Source organism: Streptomyces alkaliterrae, assembly GCF_007097205.2.
GTDB lineage: Bacteria > Actinomycetota > Actinomycetes > Streptomycetales > Streptomycetaceae > Streptomyces > Streptomyces alkaliterrae.
Genome location: NZ_VJYK02000112.1, coordinates 1 through 16430 on the forward strand (window position 1 = coordinate 1; position 16430 = coordinate 16430).

At 72.6% G+C, this 16430-nt stretch carries 14 protein-coding genes; 10 read left to right on the plus strand and 4 right to left on the minus strand.

Translation table 11 applies throughout. The annotated features are described in order from the left end of the window. Positions 1-745: 745 nt before the first annotated feature. Entirely contained in the window at positions 746-3118 is a 2373-nt protein-coding gene (locus FNX44_RS12830; RefSeq protein ID WP_153507216.1) for an AfsR/SARP family transcriptional regulator, read from the plus strand. A gap of 66 nt (positions 3119-3184) precedes the next feature. On the opposite strand, the gene FNX44_RS12835 is transcribed toward FNX44_RS12830, so the two are convergent. Then, the gene (locus FNX44_RS12835; protein WP_143648201.1) at positions 3185-4423 is read right to left on the minus strand and encodes a cytochrome P450; all 1239 of its coding nucleotides are present in this window, start codon (positions 4421-4423) and stop codon (positions 3185-3187) included. Between the two features lie 199 nt (positions 4424-4622). Between FNX44_RS12835 and FNX44_RS12840 the strand changes: the two genes are divergently transcribed. Then, the gene (locus tag FNX44_RS12840; RefSeq protein WP_323369318.1) at positions 4623-5837 is read left to right on the plus strand and encodes a cytochrome P450; all 1215 of its coding nucleotides are present in this window, start codon (positions 4623-4625) and stop codon (positions 5835-5837) included. On the opposite strand, the gene FNX44_RS12845 is transcribed toward FNX44_RS12840, so the two are convergent. Then, positions 5792-6556: a 4'-phosphopantetheinyl transferase family protein gene (locus FNX44_RS12845; protein WP_143648210.1), complete on the minus strand. Its 765-nt coding sequence runs from the start codon at positions 6554-6556 to the stop codon at positions 5792-5794. The genes FNX44_RS12840 and FNX44_RS12845 overlap by 46 nt on opposite strands. Before the next feature lie 23 nt (positions 6557-6579). After that, positions 6580-8187 (minus strand): (2,3-dihydroxybenzoyl)adenylate synthase, encoded by a 1608-nt coding sequence (locus tag FNX44_RS12850; protein WP_173019181.1) that lies wholly within the window; start codon positions 8185-8187, stop codon positions 6580-6582. Here FNX44_RS12850 and FNX44_RS27995 point away from each other — a divergent pair. Genes FNX44_RS27995 through FNX44_RS12885 form a run of 8 tightly spaced genes read left to right on the plus strand, consistent with a single transcriptional unit; the run spans position 8186 to position 15178 of the window. After that, positions 8186-8332: a hypothetical protein gene (locus FNX44_RS27995; RefSeq protein ID WP_173019182.1), complete on the plus strand. Its 147-nt coding sequence runs from the start codon at positions 8186-8188 to the stop codon at positions 8330-8332. The genes FNX44_RS12850 and FNX44_RS27995 overlap by 2 nt on opposite strands. 3 nt (positions 8333-8335) lie before the next feature. Continuing rightward, positions 8336-10000, plus strand: coding sequence for an AMP-binding protein (locus FNX44_RS12855; protein WP_143648203.1), 1665 nt, complete (start codon positions 8336-8338; stop codon positions 9998-10000). A 22-nt stretch (positions 10001-10022) separates the two neighbouring features. Beyond that, complete coding sequence (locus FNX44_RS12860) at positions 10023-10292, plus strand: acyl carrier protein (RefSeq protein WP_143648204.1); 270 nt, start codon at positions 10023-10025, stop codon at positions 10290-10292. 45 nt (positions 10293-10337) lie between these two features. Beyond that, entirely contained in the window at positions 10338-11276 is a 939-nt protein-coding gene (locus FNX44_RS12865; RefSeq protein ID WP_143648205.1) for an ATP-binding cassette domain-containing protein, read from the plus strand. After that, positions 11273-12091, plus strand: coding sequence for an ABC transporter permease (locus tag FNX44_RS12870; protein WP_143648206.1), 819 nt, complete (start codon positions 11273-11275; stop codon positions 12089-12091). Before FNX44_RS12865 ends, FNX44_RS12870 begins: the two co-directional genes overlap by 4 nt. Continuing rightward, entirely contained in the window at positions 12088-12918 is an 831-nt protein-coding gene (locus tag FNX44_RS12875) for an ABC transporter permease (protein ID WP_143648207.1), read from the plus strand. The genes FNX44_RS12870 and FNX44_RS12875 overlap by 4 nt, the downstream gene beginning before the upstream one ends. Next, positions 12867-14285 (plus strand): FAD-dependent oxidoreductase, encoded by a 1419-nt coding sequence (locus tag FNX44_RS12880; RefSeq protein ID WP_323369317.1) that lies wholly within the window; start codon positions 12867-12869, stop codon positions 14283-14285. The genes FNX44_RS12875 and FNX44_RS12880 overlap by 52 nt, the downstream gene beginning before the upstream one ends. Positions 14286-14308: 23 nt before the next feature. After that, on the plus strand, positions 14309-15178 hold the full coding sequence (locus tag FNX44_RS12885) for an alpha/beta fold hydrolase (RefSeq protein ID WP_143648209.1): 870 nt from the start codon (positions 14309-14311) through the stop codon (positions 15176-15178). Positions 15179-15265: 87 nt separating this feature from the next. Here FNX44_RS12885 and FNX44_RS12890 read toward each other — a convergent pair. After that, positions 15266-16430: class I SAM-dependent methyltransferase (locus FNX44_RS12890; protein ID WP_228449854.1), on the minus strand; the 1165-nt coding region annotated here is incomplete at its 5' end.

Genomic DNA, 16430 nt, shown 5'->3' on the forward strand with positions numbered 1-16430 from the left:
GGGGGAGGGTGGTGTGCGGCGCTTGTCGCCGGGATGGTGTCGAGATGGTGTCGAGGTAGCGCCAGGGTGGCACAGTCGGCGGTCGGCGGTGGTGTCGCCCTGTCGGCTTCGGCTTCCCCGGCCCGATGGTGTCCCGCGGGGACCGCTCGCGGGACACCATGATCGACTCAACTCCTTCGGCCGCACGTAGTGACGCAGGCGGTCGCATCGGGTCAGACTGGGGCAAGGTCATCGTGTCCTCTTACGGGTGAACGGGCTGTTCGCCCGGGAGGCTTACGCGATGACCCGACACGTGTTCAGGAGTGGTCGCCGACTGCGGGCGCACACCCCGGGGCAGACATCCGCACTGTCCGCAGTCCTGATCGACCGCACCATCCGAGGAGACGCCGTCCGGCATCGTCCCGTTTCACGGCGCAGAGTCCCACCTTAATACTAAGATTTTAGACACTTCCGGGCTTACTACCCGACGGCGTGGGCTAGCTGATCAGCAGGTCATGGGCTGAGTTTCAGTCCCGGCTCGGTCCGAGGAGGAATGGATGGACGGCCTGAAGTCCGTTTGTGTGGTGTCCGGATCGCGGGTGCCGCGATCCGCGGACGCCACGTCCCCAACCGAGAGACCAGGGCGACCGCACGTGCGCGCCTCCGCGCGGGGCGCGTCGGATCCGCCGGCGTGCCTCCGGCGTCCGGCACCCGCCGTCGCGGGGGAACGGCGGACGGCCCGGCACGCGGTCTGTGAGCCTGCCGCATGACGTCGCGAGAAGGAGGTCTGCGCTTTCAGGTGCTGGGGTCGGTCGCGGTACGTTGCGGGGACTCCTCCATCCGTCTGCCGAGCACCGTGGCGCGCCGCGTGCTCGCGGTCCTGATGCTCTCCCCCGGCGAGGTGCTCAGCACCCCTCGGCTCGCCAAGGCGGTCTGGGGCTCGTGCTGCCCGGCGACCGCCTCGAACCAGGTGCGGAAGGCGGTCGCCCAACTTCGCCAGGCGATACCGGGTGCGGGCGACTACCTGCTCACCGACGGCCCGAACTACCGGCTGAACGTCGGCGCGACCGAGTCCGACCTCGTGGAGTTCAACCAACGCCGCTTACGGGTCCGGAAGCTCGTGGAGGACGGAGCCGACGAACCCCAGGTGATCCGGGAGCTCCAGGCGGCCCTGTCCCTCTTCCGCGGCCAGGTCGCGGCCGACGTCGTCGACGGCGACGAGTTGGAGAGCGGCCTGATCCGCGCGGCCGTGCGAGTGGTCGAGGAGCGACGGCTCGCGGTGCAGAAGGAACTGATCGCGCTGCGACTGCGCTCGTCGCCACCGGCGTTGGTGATAGAGGACCTTCGGGACCTGGTGGCGCAGCACCCGCTCGCGGAGGACCTGCGTGCGCAGCTCATGCTCGCGCTGTCCCTCTCGGGAAGGCAGGCCGACGCGCTCGCCGAGTACGCCGAGATCCGCACCCTGCTCCGTGACGAACTCGGCATCGACCCCGATCATTCGCTGGCCCAGGTGCACGAAGCGGTGCTGCGAGGAGAAACGTTCGCCTACCTGCACGCGGGAGCCCCGCCCCGCCACTACGAGCCGCACCCCGCCACGACGCAGCATGACGCGGGTAGACGACACGTGGCACCGCGGCTCCCGGAGGCACGGGCCCGAGCCACCTGCACCCTGCCCCACGGGCTGACCGACTTCGTCGGCCGCCGGGAAGAGCTGGACGCTCTGCTGCGGACCGCCCGGGCGGGCTCTCGAGGCTCGGGGCCGCTGCTGATCTGCGTCGACGGCATGGGCGGCATCGGCAAGACGGCCCTCGCCCTGCACGCGGCCCACCAACTGGCCCAGGACTACCCCGACGGGCAGTTCTACGTCGACCTGCACGGGTTCAGCCCGAACGAGGGGCCCCGCGAACCCGCCGAGGTGCTCCAGGTGTTGCTGCGCTCACTGGGGACCGAGGCCGCGAACATCCCGGCGGAGCTGGACTGTCGGATTGCCATATGGCGTGCCCGGCTGGCCGATTCGAGGGTCCTGCTGCTGCTCGACAACGCCGCGAGCGAGGCGCAGGTCGTGCCGCTGCTGCCGCCGGGCAACGGTTCCCTCGCCCTGGTCACCAGCCGCCGTCGTCTCTACGGCCTCGACGGCACCGAGCCCTGCCCGGTATCCCGGATGAGCGCGGGTGACTCCCGCACACTCGTTCAGAGGCTGCTCGGGGACGAGCTGGACCCCGAGGCGACCGAACGGCTGATCGCGCACTGCGGCGGACTTCCGCTGGCGCTGCGCCTGGCCGCGGCCAAGCTGCGCAGCCGCCCCACATGGACGCTGTCCCACCTGGTGGAGCGCCTCGGCGACGTGCGGAGACGCACCTTCGAACTCCAGGCGGGCGACCGGAGCGTCCGGTCGGTGCTGCGGCTCTCCTTCGACGGGCTGACCGAGGCGCAGCGTCACGCCCTGTGCGTGCTGGCACTGGTGCCCGACGCGAGCGTGGACGCCTACGAGGCGGCCGCCCTGCTCGGCACCGGCTCGACCGAGGCCGAACTGCTGCTGGAGGAACTGCTCGACGTGAACCTCCTCGAACAGCCCTGCATCGGCCGCTACTCGCTGCACGTGCTCGTGGCCGGTGTCACCGCGGGTACGGAGGAGTTCGAGCAGCTCCTGCGCAGCGGCGAGCGGCGCTCCGCGCTCCGTCGGCTGCTCGATTACCACCTGGCGGTCAGCGCCCGGAGCCGCCTCCTGCTCGGCCGGCCGGACGACAGGACCGCTGCCGGTCACGAGACCGCCCCGCATCTCCCCGAGATCAACAGCCGGAAGGAGGCGACGGAGATCTGCGAGCGGGAGTCGCCCGCGATGCTGGCGGTGCTGTGCGGCTCCCGGCAGGAGGAGTTCTTCGGGCCGGCCGCGCAGCTCGCGCGCAACCTGCGGTTCGTCCTGACGTCGGAAGGCTGTCATGTCCTCGGCGAAGTGGAGAACGGGGAGGAGGACAGCGGGGAGTACGACGGCGTGGCCGCCGGCCCGAGGGAGACCGAGGTCTTCAGGACGGAACTGCTCGGTCTTGCCGCCGCCTGTCGGCGCACCGGCCTGTCGGAGCAGAGCGAGGCACTGACGGCCACCGCGCTCAGCCTCGCCGCGCCCCGGCGGGACCGCTGAGGGGGCCCGGGCCGTTAGCCGGGTCGTCCGGGTCCGCGGGGCCGTGGGGACTCCGTGCGACGGGGGTCAGGCCGAGGGTGCCACCCTCGGTCGCGCGGCGGGCTCCAGCCTGACCGGGATGCTGCGGTAGGCGCGGAAGGTGGTGCTGGGCCGCCGCTCGACGGCGCCCGCCGCGGCCGGTGTGGCGGGGGCGTGCGCGAGCCACCGCAGCACCGCGCGCCCCTCCACCTGGGCCAGTGCCGCGCCCAGGCAGTGGTGCACACCGCCGCCGAAGCTCACGTGCGGGTTGGGGTCGCGTGTGATGTCGAGCCGCTCGGGGTCGGTGAAGCGGGCCGGATCGTGGTTGGCGGAACCGAGCAGCAGCACCAGGATGCGGCCCGCGCGCACGGTGCGGCCGTCGATCTCGACCGCTTCCTTCACGTAGCGCGCGGTCGCCTGGATCGGCGCGTCGTAGCGCAGGAACTCCTCCACCGCCGGAACCGCCAGCTCCGGCCGGTCGCGCAGCAGGGCCAACTGGTCAGGGTGTTCCAGCAGTGCGGAGAAGGCGGTGGAGATCAGGTTGGTGGTGGTCTCGAAGCCCGCGAAGAACAGGAAGACCACGTTGTCCACCAGCGTCTCCCGGTCGAAGCCGGGATTCGTGCGGCGGGCGGCGAGCAGATTGCTGATCAGGTCGTCGGCGGGTCGCCTGGCCCGCTCGTCGACCAGCCCCGAGACGTAGTCGCGGAGCCAGGCCACCGCCTCGTGCGCGGCCGCGCGCTCCTCGGGAGGCACGTACAGGGCGAACGCCTTCGCCAGCTCCACCGCGTACGGGCGCACGGCGGCCCGGTCCACGTCCGGGATGCCGATCAGTTCGCAGACCACGGTGACCGGCAACGGGAAGGCCAGGTCGGTCACCACGTCGAGCAGGCCGTCGGAGCCCGCCCGCTCCTGGGCCTCGGCCATCAGCCGGTCCACCTGCGTGGCGACGTAGTCCTCCAGCCTGCGCATCAGCCCGGGGCTGAACGAACGCTGCATGATCCCCCGCAGGAAGGTGTGCGCGGGCGCGTCCTGGTCCAGCACGATCCGCTTCAGGAACTCGTTGGCGGGCCCCGCCCCGGTGGAGAACTCGTGGTACTCCGGCGGGTATTCGTGCCCGAGCCGGCGGTCCTTGAGCAGCCGGCTGACGTCCTCGTGGTGCGAGACCACCCACTGGCCGGCCGCGCCGCGGGCAAGTCGGCCGGCAGCGCGGAGACCGGCGTACACGCGGTAGGGGTCCGCGACCACGGCAGGATCGCGGGAGTCGAACTTGACGGGCAGCTCTCGCATGCGTCCGGCACCTCCGGTGGCGTGGGCGTGGTGTGCGGTGAGCCTGTCAGTTCGGGAGCGGGAGCGCGGGAACCTGTCGCCAGTCCTTCACCGCCGTCCGCCCTTCCGCACCGGGCTCGCAGACTGGGCGGGCCAGGGGAACCACCGGACCCGAGCCGTGCACCCGAGGGTGCCGGGAGGTGACGCAGCGTTGGACACCGTGCTGAACATGCCGCGCTTCCTGCTGGACGACGCGCGCGCCGTGCGTGACCCGTACCCGGTCTACCGCCGCCTGCGCGACCACGGCCCGGTCTGCCGGGGCGGCCCGGGACAGTGGGTCTTCCCCCGGCACGAGGAGGTCTCAGCGCTGCTCCGCGACCCCCGGCTCGGCCGGGAGTTCCCCGAGGAGTACCAGGCGGTCTCGGTGGGTGAGGGGCCGGCCAACGACTACCTGCGGCGCATCGTCGTCGACCGCGACCCGCCCGACCACACGCGGCTGCGCCGGCTGCTGGTCAAGTCGCTCAGTCCGGCGATGGTGCGCGGTCTGCGCGAGCCGATCGCCCGGCTCGTCGACGGCCTGCTGGACCGGTTCGCCGAAGAGCGCCGCTTCGACCTCGTCGCCGACCTGGCCGTGCCCGTACCGATGGCGGTGATGAGCGAACTGCTGGACATCCCCCGCCCCGACCGGGACGAGATCGCCCGCCTCTCCACCTCGCTCGCCCAGGCCTTCGCGGTCTTCATCCCGCCGGACAAACAGCGTGAGGCGCACGGCGCCGTGGTCGAGCTGCGGGAGTACGTGGCCGGGCTGGTCCGCGAGCGCAGGCGACGCCCGGGCGAGGACCTGCTGTCGCGGATGCTCGCCGCGGTCAGGGACGGCGAGGAGCCGCTGACCGACGAGGAGATCATCGACAACGCGCTGTTCGTCTACTACGCGGGTTTCGAGACGACCACCAACGCCATCGCCACCGGTGGCGACCTCCTCGTCCGGCAGCCGCACACCCGGCGGCAGCTGTGGGCCGATCCGGGCGTCGTCGGCACCGCCCTGGAGGAGTTCATGCGCTACGACGCGCCGATCCACGCGACCACGCGGCTTGTCCTCGAACCGATCGAGATCGCCGGACTGACGCTCCGCAAGGGACGGGTGGTGGTGCTGCTGCTCGCTTCCGCCAACCACGACGAGCGGGTGTTCCACGACCCTGCCCGGGCCGACCTGACCAGGTCGCCCAACCCGCACCTCAGTTTCGGCGGCGGAGTGCACCACTGCCTGGGCGCGGCACTGGCGCGGGTGGAGGGGGCGGTGGTCTTCGAGCGGCTGGTCGCCCGCTTCGCGGACATCGAGTCGGCGGGCGAGGGCGTGTGGGAGCCCAGCGCGGGCGGCTTCCGGTTCCCCTACTGGGCCCACCGGAGCGTGCCGGTGGCGGTGCGTCCCGTGTAGGGCCTGACCGGCGGACGGGGCAGGGAGCCCGTCGGCGCGGCGAGCGCGGTCACCACGACGCCCGCGCCGGCGGCCCAGCGTCCGCGCAGGGCCGGGAAGCCGGTGGCGACCGGGTCGAAGGACGCGTCCGCCCGGCGGGCGCGGCGGACGCCGCCCGAAACCGGCCGCACCTCGAACGTGCCGGAACCGCAGCCGGGTTCGAAGACGACCTCGGCGTCGTCGAAGCCCAGCCAGCACCCCATGGCGGGATACCAGACCTTGTAGTACGCCTCCTTGGCGCTGAAGAGCAGCCGGCACCACGGCACGTCCGATCCGGCCGCCCGCAGCTTTTCGAGGTGGGCGCGCTCGGCCGCCGAGGCCACGTGGGACAGCACCCGGGCGGGCAGCGGCGCGCACGGTTCGGCGTCGATGCCCAGTCCGTCGGTGTCCCGGGAACGTGCCGCGGCCGCCGCCCGGTAGCCCCGGCAGTGCGTCAGGGAGCCGACCGTCCCGGCCGGCCACCGGGGCGCTCCGCCGGCCCCGCGCACCAGCGGAACGGGCCCGACGCCCAGCTCGGCCAGGCAGGCGCGCGCCACGCGCCGCACCGTGGCGTACTCGGCGCGGCGCGCGGGCGACGCGTCGGCGACCTGCCGCCGTTCCGCCTCGAAGAGCTCCGGGCCGCTCAGCTCGCACACGCTCTCCCGGGCCGCCGCGTACGCCGGCAGCAGCGTCCCGATCACACCGGAGGGAGCCGTCGCGGGAGTCAACCGGATGCCGCCGTCGCCCGCAGCGCCACCTTGTCGATCTTGCCTACCGGGGTCCGGGGCAGCACCGGCAGCTCGCGCACCTCGTCGGGCAGCTTGAACGCGGCCAGCCCCTTCCCCGCCAGGTAGCGTTTGATCTCCACCAGCGAAGGCGCCTGCCCGAGGCCGCCGCCGGGGACCACGAACGCCAGGACGGCCTCGCCGAGTTCCGCGTCGGGCCGGGCCACCACCGCGGCGTCGTCGATGGCCTCGTGGCTGCGCAGATGGCCCTCCACCTCGTCCGCCGACACCTTCTCGCCGCCCCGGTTGATCACGTCCTTGGCGCGGCCGACGACGACCAGGTTGCCCTCGGGCGTGAGCCTGGCCAGGTCGCCGGTGCGGAAGAAGCCGTCGGGGGTGAAGGAGGTGCGGTTCGCCTCGGGCGCGTTCCAGTAGCCGTTGATGGTGTACGGGCCGCGGGTGACCAACTCACCCACCTCGCCCGCCGGTACCTCGCGCAACTCCTCGTCGACCAGCCGGAGTTCGTCGAGATCGGAGAGCGGCCGGCCCTCGGTGCCGTGCACCACCTCCTCCGGGTCGTCCAGACGCGTGTAGGTGAGCAGGCCCTCTCCGATGCCGAACCAGTTGCTGATCCGGCAACCGAGGGCGGACTGCGCGCGCTTGGCCGCCTGCTCGTCGAACTTGGAGCTGCCCACCTGAAGGAGGACCCGCTTCATGTCCACGGGCCGCTTCGCGGCGACCTTGGACCACAGCGCGGCGAGGGCGGGCACCACGGTGGTGTGGGTGACCCCTTCCCGCTCGATCAGCGGGAAGACCTCGTCGGGGGAGGGACTGGCGGCCAGTACCGCAGTGCCGCCCACCAGCAGGGCGCCGAGTACGCCCGGACAGCCCAGGGCGGCGTTGTGCGCCGCCGGGTTCGCCGCCAGGTACACGCTTTCCGCGCCGAACTCCAGTGCCCGTGCGCAGGCGGCGATGTTGAAGAGGTAGTCGTCGTGCGTGCGCGGTATCAGCTTGGGCTTCCCGGTGCTGCCGCCGCTGAGCAGCAGGAACGCGACACCCGAGGGATCGACCTCGGGCAGCGGGCCGCCGTCGGCGCCCTGGGCGCGGACCCGGTCCAGGGGCGTGAAGTCCCCACTGTCGCCCGCCACGATCACCGTGCGGACGCCCGGCAGGGAGGCGGCGTGGTGGGCGAGGGTGCGGTAGTCGAAGCCCTGGAAGCGGCCGGCGGTCAGGTAGCCGACCGCTCCGGAAGCCTCGACCAGGTGCCGCACCTCGTTCTGCCGGTGCCCCGGCAGCGCGAACACCGGGATGACGCCCGCCCGGAACATCCCCACCGCGACGGTCAGGAAGTCGACCACGTTGGGCAGCTGGACCAGGAACCGGTCGCCGGGTTTCAGCCCCCGGGCCAGCAGACCGCGGGCGATCTCGTCGGCCTCGGCGCGCACCTCGCCGTGCGTGACGCGGCGTCGGCGGTCCACGGCCGCGGTCCGGTCGGGGAAGGTCAGCGCCGCCTCGGTGAGCGCGTCGCCCAGCGGCACGCCGCGCCAGATCCCGGCGGCCCGGTAGCGGGCGGCGTCCTCGTCGCTCCACGGTGTGAACTCGTCCATGACCGCCAGTGTCGGGGCCCACCGGCTCGTGCCGCCGGGGGCGAACAGAGCCGTGAAAGAGACGGCGGCGGCCACCGCTGTCGCTTCTATCGTCGCCAGCGTCGTCGATGAGATCCCGGCCGCCGGGACGCCCGCCAAGGAGTGACGGATGAGCCGACCCCACACGCTGAACTGGCTCGACGCACCCCGCGACGACACCGGGGTGGAGATTTTCGACGAGACCTCCCACACCTACCGGCCCTACTCCGAACTCGCCGACGCGGCAGGCCGGACAGCGGGTGGCCTGATCGGGGAGGGTGTACCACGCGGGGCGGTCGTGCCGTTGCTGTGCTCCACCGGCCCGGACCTCGTCGCCGCCTTCTACGGGGTGCAGGCCGCCGGCTGCGTGGTGAGCGTACTGGCGCCCCCGACCCGGATGTCCGGCGACGCCGCCCGCGCGCACGTGCGCGCCGTCGTCACGGCCGTGGACGCCGACGCCGTGGTCGTGGACGCCGCCCACCACGACTACGCCGTGGGCGTGCTCGCCGAGGCCGGATCACGTACCCGCGTCCTGCTCCTGGAGGACCTCGCCGCGGCCGAGCCCGCCCGACGCGCCCCGTGCGAGCAGGCCCTCGTCCAGTTCACCTCGGGCAGCTCGGGCCGGCCCCGCGGAGTGCGGATAAGCCACGCCGCGCTCGACGCCAACACCGCCGCGATCCGCGCCTGGGAGCGCGCGGGCCGCGACGACTCCTGGTGCTCCTGGCTGCCGATGCACCACGACATGGGACTCATCGGCTGCCTGGTGGTGCCGGTGTCCGGCAACAACCGGCTGGCGGTGTGCAGGCCCGAGACGTTCCTGCGCCACCCGCTGTCGTACCTCACCCGTTTCGACGCCAACCGGGTCGACCAGCCCGCCACGATCACCGCGACCCCGGCGTTCGGCCTGCAGCGCATCGTCGACAGGATCGGCCACGCCGACCTGGAAGGCGCGGACCTGTCCCGCGCCCGGGCGGTCATCGTCGGGGCCGAACGCATCGACCCCGCGCTGGTGGACCGCTTCACCGACCTGATGCGCCCGCACGGCCTGGCCCCGAACACCCTCACCCCCGCCTACGGCCTGGCCGAGAGCACCCTCGCGGTCACCGGAGTGCCCGTCGAGGAGACGCCGCGCGCCGTCCGCGTGCGCCGGGACGACCTGCGGGTCGGAGCGAAAGTGAGCCTGGCGGCCGGGGCCCCGGCCCGCGAGACGGTCCAGGTGATCAGCTGCGGCCGCCCGCTGGACGGCTTGACGGTGCGGATCGTCGGCGAGGACGGACGGCCGCTGCCCGAGGGGCACGTCGGTGAAATGGCTGTCCGCGGCTCCTCGTTGGCGGACGGCTACCTCGCGGCCGACTCCGCCGCCGGCACCGCCTTCGAGGACGGCCGGCTCCTCACCCGCGACGTCGCCTTCGAACTGGCGGGCGAGTTCTACGTACTTGGCCGGCTCGGCGACAGCGTCAAGGTCCACGCCCGCTCGCTCTTCGCCGAGGACGTCGAGTTGATGCTCGGACGGGCCGGGCTCAACCTGAGCAGGGTCTGCGTCGTGCTGGGCGAGACCGACGGCCGCCCGCACGCCGTGGCCGTACTGGAAGGGCTCGACACCCGGGCCGCCGCGGTGGCCGAGGAGGTGCTCGCGGCGGCCTGCCCCGGCACCCGCAGACACGTGGCCCGCGTGCCGCGCGGCGCGATCCCGCGCACGAGCAGCGGCAAGAGCCGCCGTCGTCAGCTGTGGCAGCGCCTCAGCCAGGAGCACGTCTTCGACGCGGTGCCCACCACGACCGGCACCACCGCCTGACCGGCCCAGAACAGGAGATCACATGTCCTACTCCAGTGAAGAGGTGCGCGAGACCGTACTCGCGATCATCGAGCAACTCGCACCCGAACGGGAGCGGTTCGAGGCGGGCAAGGACATGCGCCTGGTCGAGGACCTGGGGTTCCACTCCCTCGCACTGCTGGAGATGGCGTTCGCGATCGAGGACGACTTCGACCTGCCGCCCATCGACGAGCAGACCGGACGTTCCATCCAGACGACCGAACAGGTGCTCACCTACGTCCTGAGCCAGGTCGAAGTCCGGACGCCGTCGTGACCGCCACCACCGAGCCGAACACGACGACGTCATGAAGGAGCCACGATGACCGAGGCGATCTCCCTCTCGGACCTCACCAAGCGATTCGGCGAGCAGACCGCACTGGACCGCGTGTCGCTGCGGATACCGACCGGAACCGTGGTGGGCCTGCTCGGCCCCAACGGAGCGGGCAAGACCACCCTCATCAACTGCCTGACCACGCTGTTGCGGCCCGACGGCGGCACCATCCGCGTCCTGGGGCACGACCCCGTGACCGACCCGTCCCAGGTGCGCGCCAACATCGCCGTGACCGGGCAGTTCGCCGCCCTCGACGAGCAGATCAGCCCGCGGGAGAACCTGGTGTTCTTCGGCCGCCTGCTGGGTCTCGGCCGGGGTGAGGCCCAGCAGCGGGCGGGGGAGATGCTGGAGCGGTTCGAGCTGGGCGAGGCGGCGTACACCCCGGTGGGATACCTCTCCGGCGGCATGCGCCGCCGCCTCGACCTCGCCGTCAGTCTGGTGGTCCCCCGGCCGGTGCTGGTGCTGGACGAACCGACCACCGGCCTCGACCCGCGCAGCCGGAAACTCCTGTGGGACATGGTCAGGGCCGAGGCCCGGCGGGGCGTCGCCGTCCTGCTCACCACGCAGTACCTGGAGGAAGCCGACCAACTCGCCGACCGGATCGTCGTCATCGACAAGGGCCGGGTCCTCGCGGACGGCTCGTCGGACGAGCTCAAGCGCGACGTGGGCGGCATCATGTGCCGGCTCACCATGACCAGCGGCGCCGACGCCGAAGAGGTGCGCCGCGCTCTCGGCGACCTGCCGGGCGTGACCACCGAGGGCGACAAGGCCGCCGTGCCCATGTCGCGCCCCGAGGACGTCGCCGCGGTGCTCGGCCGGCTGGCGGGCACGGGTCTGCGGATCGCCGACATCGAGGTGACCAAGCCGACACTCGACGAGGTCTTCTTCGCGCTCACCGAGCCGATGGAGAAGGAGGCCACCCGATGACAACCACGTCCGACGTCGCCGCGGTGACCGGCGCTCCGGCGCCCCCCGGGCGACCGGCCGGCTGGCAGCACGACTTCCACGTGCTCTTCGACCGGTTGCGGGTGCGGTCGTTCTCCCGGGGCGGCCTGGTCGCGACCGTGGTGCAGCCGCTGCTCTTCTTCGCGATCTTCTACTGCACCTTCGCCGGAATGCTCGACGCGCGGGGCATCGACTTCGGTCGCTTCGTGACCCCCACCGTCCTGGTGCAGGCACTGATGTTCGTGGCCATCGGGAGCGCCACCGAACTGGCCGCCGACCGCTCCAGCGGCGTCTTCTCCCGCATCCTGACCAGCCCGGTCGACATGCGCGCGATGAGCCTCGCGCACCTGGCCGTGGTGGCGCTGCAGGGCCTCCTGTCCAGTGTCGCCCTCGTCCTCGCCGGGCACCTGGCGGGCTTCCGCTTCGACAACGGGGTGCTCGCCGCAATGGGCTTCGTGGTGTTCGCCGTGGCCTTCACCGTGGCCCTGTCGCTGGCCACCGCCACGATCGCGCTCCGCCTGCGCAACCTGGAGGCGCTCAGCGCGGTGCTGCACCTGCCGTACCTGCCGCTGCTGGTGCTCTCCACCGGGTTCGTCGAAGCCGACCTCTTCCCCGGCTGGCTCCAGCCGTTCGTCGAGGCGTCCCCGGTGTCCGGGGTGATCGACGCGCTCCGGGCCCTGTCGACCGCCGAACTCAGCTGGGGCGCGACGCTGCCCGGCCTCGCGTGGCTGGTGGGCCTCGTCGCCTTCTTCTCGTGGACCACGACCGTCGCCTTCAGGAAGGTGGCCATCCGATGACCGTGCAGTCGCCGGGGCCTGTCGCACCGACGGTTCCACCGTCCTCCTCACCCGACCCGATCTCCCTGACCGGAGCCTCCGTGGTCATCGCCGGACGGGTGATCCGGCAGTTCGTCCGCAACCGGATGATGCTCATCGTCACCATCGCCTTTCCGCTGCTCCAACTCTTCATGCTGCTGGCCGCCTTCAGCGTGCTGGTGCGCGACACCCAGGACGTCGACTACGTCCGGCGGCTCGCCCCGCTGATCGTGCTCACCACGGCGTTCTCCTCGATCCTCACCACCGCGATCGCCCTGTGGAGCGACATCCGCAGCGGGGTGTTCAACCGGTTGCGGGCGATGCCGCTGGACATGCGGGCGTACGTCTTCGGGCGGATCGGCGGCGACTTCGTACGGATCATGGGAGTGGCAGTCCTGGTGACGCTCGTCGCCCACGCGGTCGGCTTCCGGTTCTCCCGGGGTCCGCTCATGGTCCTCGGCTTCTTCGGCGTCGTCGCGCTCTTCGGGATGATGTGCAGCGCCCTGGCGGTCGCCGTCGCGCTCGTCGCCCAGCACCCCGGCATCATCGTGCGCTACGTCCAGATGCCCACGCTCGTACTGACGTTGATGTCCAGCGGCTACGTGCCGCTGGAGGCGTTCCCCCAATGGATCCGGCCCGTGGTGAGCGTCAACCCCGTCTCCCTGGCGGCCGAGGCGCTGGCCGGCCTCTCCCACCAGGGCGCGCTGACCGTACCGGTGCTCGGAACCGTCGCCTGGACCCTCGGTGTCACGGCGGTGTGCACGGTCGTCGCCACACGGCGCTTCGCGATGCTCGTGAAGCGCGGCTGACCATGGCGGACATCATCGTGCTCGGCGCGGGAGTGGCCGGCCTGGGTCTCGCGGCCTTCGCCGCCCGCCGCGGACACCGGGTGACGCTTGTCGAACGGGACGGTCCGCCTCCCGAGGGCGGGGCCCACGCCGAGGTGGCCGACTGGCGGCGGCGCGGCGTGCCGCACGCCCGCCAGGGGCACGCCCTCCTCGGCCTGGGCATCGGAGTGCTGCGCGAGGAGTGCCCCGAGGTGCTGGCGGACCTCACCGACCGCGGCGCGGTCCCGGTGGCCCTGGAGACGGGCGGCGACGACCTCGGTCTGCTCAGCCGCCGGCTGGTCTTCGAGGCGGCGCTGCGCCGCCGCGTCGCCGCCGACCCCGCGGTCGCGCTGCTGCACGACCGGGCGACCTCACTGGTGAGCGCCGGGGCGCCGCACGGTGTTCCCCACGTGTGCGGAGTACGTCTCGCCGAGGGCGGTGAAGTGCCCGCCGACGTGGTGCTGGACGCCACCGGCCGCAGGTCCGCCGCGGCCGCCTGGCTCACCGGGATCGGCGGCACCCCGCCCCGGGAGACGGCCCAGTCCTGCGGGTTCTCCTACATCGCGCAGGAGTTCGCGCTGCGCGGCGGCAGCCGGTTCCCGTCCCTGCGCGCCCCGGTGGTGTACGAGCTCGACTTCGCCACCGTGCTGGCCTTCCCCGGCGACAACGGCCGCTTCCACCTGTCGACCACCGTCTCCTCGCACGACCCCGTGCGGACCCGGCTGCTGGAGCGCGCGGTCTACCTGCGCTTCCTGGCCAGCGTGGACCCGGTCCGCGACTGGCTCGGCGGGGCGGCACCGGTAGGTGACCCGATGCCGATGGCCGGACTGGAGAACCGCCACCGCTCACTGGCGGTGGACGGAGCCCCACTGGTCACCGGCTTCGCGCTGGTGGGCGATGCCTGCGTGCAGACCAACCCCACGTTCGGGCGCGGCGTCTCGCTCGGCCTGGCCCACGCCAGGACCCTCGCGGACCAGCTGGGCCGACTCGACCGGGAACCGGCGGACTGGGCGATGGAAACACACGAGGCCACGGAACGGTGCCTGCGGCAGTGGTTCGAGCAGCAGGTCGCCACCGACGCCGCCCGCCTCGCCGAACTCGCGGGCGGAGCACGCGACGACTCGCTGCCCGCCCGCGTACTCACCGCCCTGGCGGTCCTGCGGGAGGAGGACGAGCACGTTCGGATCGCCGCCGAACGGGTCTACCACATGCTGCTCACCCCGGCCGAGTTGATGCGGGACCGCAAGGTGGCCCGCCGGGTGCTCGCGTTCCTGCGCGAACACCCCGATCCGCGACGCGACCACGTCGGACCCGACCGACAGGACTTCGAGCGCCTGGTCACCGGCTGAGCGCGCCCACAGAAGGGAACACCATGAAAATCACCCTGCCCACGGACGTCACGCTGAGCTACGACATCTACGGGCCCGAGGACGGTCCCGTGGTCGTGCTCGTGCCCGGCCAGCACCAGGCCTCCCTGTTCGAGACCATGCAGGTGCCGCAGTTGACGAAGGCGGGCTACCGCGTCGTCACCTTCGACCTGCGCGGTGTGCACCCGTCGGAGGAGACCCCTCCGCCGTACACCGTGGAGCTGCTCGGGAAGGACCTCGCCGCGCTCAACGAGGCGCTGGAGCTGGGGCCCTGTACCTACATCGGCTACTCGGTGGGCGCGATGATCCTGCTGGAGCTGGCGATGAAGCGCCCCGACCTCATCGAGCGCGCCGCTCTCATCGGCGTCCCGTGGAAGCCCGGCAAGCTGCAACAGGCCATCCAGGCAGAGGCGGTGGACCGGCTCAGGAACGGGCACAAGGTCCCGGCGCTGCTGGAAGGAGCCTTCCGGGCGATGTACCTCTTCGGGCCGCGCGCGCTCAACCGTGACCAGTTCATCGGGCCCTACCTGGACGGGCTGGCCGGCCTGGCGGAGTCCGGCGGGCACGGCGCCATCGGACACGCCGAGGCGAGCACCGCCTTCCGGCCCGGCGACGAGGAAGTGGCCGCCGTCCGGGTGCCCTTGCTCGTGGTGGGAATGGAACACGACATCGTCGCGCCCCGGCACCTGTCGCGGGAGCTGGCGGACCTGATTCCCACCGCCGAGTACACCGAGATCCGCAACTGCGGGCACGCGTCCCTGCTGGAGAAGCCCACCGAGGTCAACGCGCTGGTCGCCGACTACCTGCGTTCCGGCAAGGTCGGCGTCCCGCGCGGCTCGCGTCGGCCCGCCGAGAGTCGGCCGGAGGAGAACTGACACCCCGTTCCACGGGGTTCCACGCGGCGACGGCTCCCGGCCCTCGGCGAGAGGGCGGGAGCCGTTCACCGCGGGTGCGGAACCGCCTCACCCCGGGCGGGCCGAGAGTCGGTACAGCCGGTGGAACGGGTGCCCGACGTCGATCACGCTGGTGTCCAGGCCGGCCTCCGCTGCGTACGCACGCACGGTGTCCGGGCGCATCACCGTGCCGGTGGCAGCGCTCGGCGTCCGGCTCATCCCGACAGGGAGGCAGTGCAGCACGCTGACCGCGTAGTGGAAGCGCTCGCTGTCCGGCGCGACCGGCGTGAACCGCTCGCCGACGGACGGCTCCATCAGCAGCACCGCGCCCCCGGGGGCCATGAGCCGGCGGCAGGCCCGGAGCACGTCCACCGGCGCCGACATGTCGTGCAGCGCGTCGAACACGCAGACCAGGGTGTGACCGGCCTCGCCGGTGCGACCGGCCTCGCCGGCGTCGCCGGCGCGGAACCTGACCCTCTCGCGCAGCCCCTCCGCGGGATCGGTGGCGGCCAGGTTCGCCTCGGCGTCCCGGATCGACGCCTCGTCGAGGTCGAGCCCGTGCACCTCGGCGTCGGGGAACATCCGGGCCAGCGCCAGGGTGGAGAGGCCGGAGCCGCATGCCACGTCGGCGATGCTGCCACCGGGCACCCGCAGCCGGGCGTCGATGTCGGGCAGGTGGCGACCGATCCAGCCGGGCAGGTGGTGTTCGAAGACACCGCGGTTCAGGCCGGCCTGACCACCGCGCAGGGCCTCGCCGTAGGCCGCGTACGGCAGGCCCCGGCGGTTGCGGTAGGCCTCCACCAGCCGCGGCAGCACGGCCGCCATGCCGCCGATGGGCATCACGACCAGCGGGGCGATCCAGTTCGGGCTGTCGGCGTCGAGCAGCGCCTCCGCATGCGCCGGCGGCAGTGTGAACCGCCGTGCCTCCGGCGGAGCCCCGGGCGCGTCCACGGTCAACACACCGGCGCAGGACTGCTGTTCCAGCCACTCCCGGACCATCCGGGCGTCGAGGCCGCTCTCCTCGGCGACTCGCGCGGCTGTGGCGGGGCCGGTGCGCCGCAGGGCTTCGTACAGGCCGAGTTCCAGTCCGAGGAAGCAGGTCATCAGCTCGGCCGAGGCGAGCCCGGCGCCGAAGAGCCGCAGGGAGAACGCCTGCGCGGAGTCCGCCGCCGGTCCGGCGGGCGTGCCGGGCCTGCCCCGTTGGCCGGGCGGCGCGCCGGGGCCGGAGTGGGGC

Coding starts and splice junctions, on each gene's coding strand:
- FNX44_RS12830 (WP_153507216.1), top strand. CDS start 746: ATGACGTCGCGAGAAGGAGGTCTGCGCTTTCAGGTGCTGGGGTCGGTC.
- FNX44_RS12835 (WP_143648201.1), bottom strand. CDS start 4,423: ATGCGAGAGCTGCCCGTCAAGTTCGACTCCCGCGATCCTGCCGTGGTC.
- FNX44_RS27995 (WP_173019182.1), top strand. CDS start 8,186: ATGACCGCCAGTGTCGGGGCCCACCGGCTCGTGCCGCCGGGGGCGAAC.
- FNX44_RS12850 (WP_173019181.1), bottom strand. CDS start 8,187: ATGGACGAGTTCACACCGTGGAGCGACGAGGACGCCGCCCGCTACCGG.
- FNX44_RS12855 (WP_143648203.1), top strand. CDS start 8,336: ATGAGCCGACCCCACACGCTGAACTGGCTCGACGCACCCCGCGACGAC.
- FNX44_RS12860 (WP_143648204.1), top strand. CDS start 10,023: ATGTCCTACTCCAGTGAAGAGGTGCGCGAGACCGTACTCGCGATCATC.
- FNX44_RS12865 (WP_143648205.1), top strand. CDS start 10,338: ATGACCGAGGCGATCTCCCTCTCGGACCTCACCAAGCGATTCGGCGAG.
- FNX44_RS12870 (WP_143648206.1), top strand. CDS start 11,273: ATGACAACCACGTCCGACGTCGCCGCGGTGACCGGCGCTCCGGCGCCC.
- FNX44_RS12875 (WP_143648207.1), top strand. CDS start 12,088: ATGACCGTGCAGTCGCCGGGGCCTGTCGCACCGACGGTTCCACCGTCC.
- FNX44_RS12885 (WP_143648209.1), top strand. CDS start 14,309: ATGAAAATCACCCTGCCCACGGACGTCACGCTGAGCTACGACATCTAC.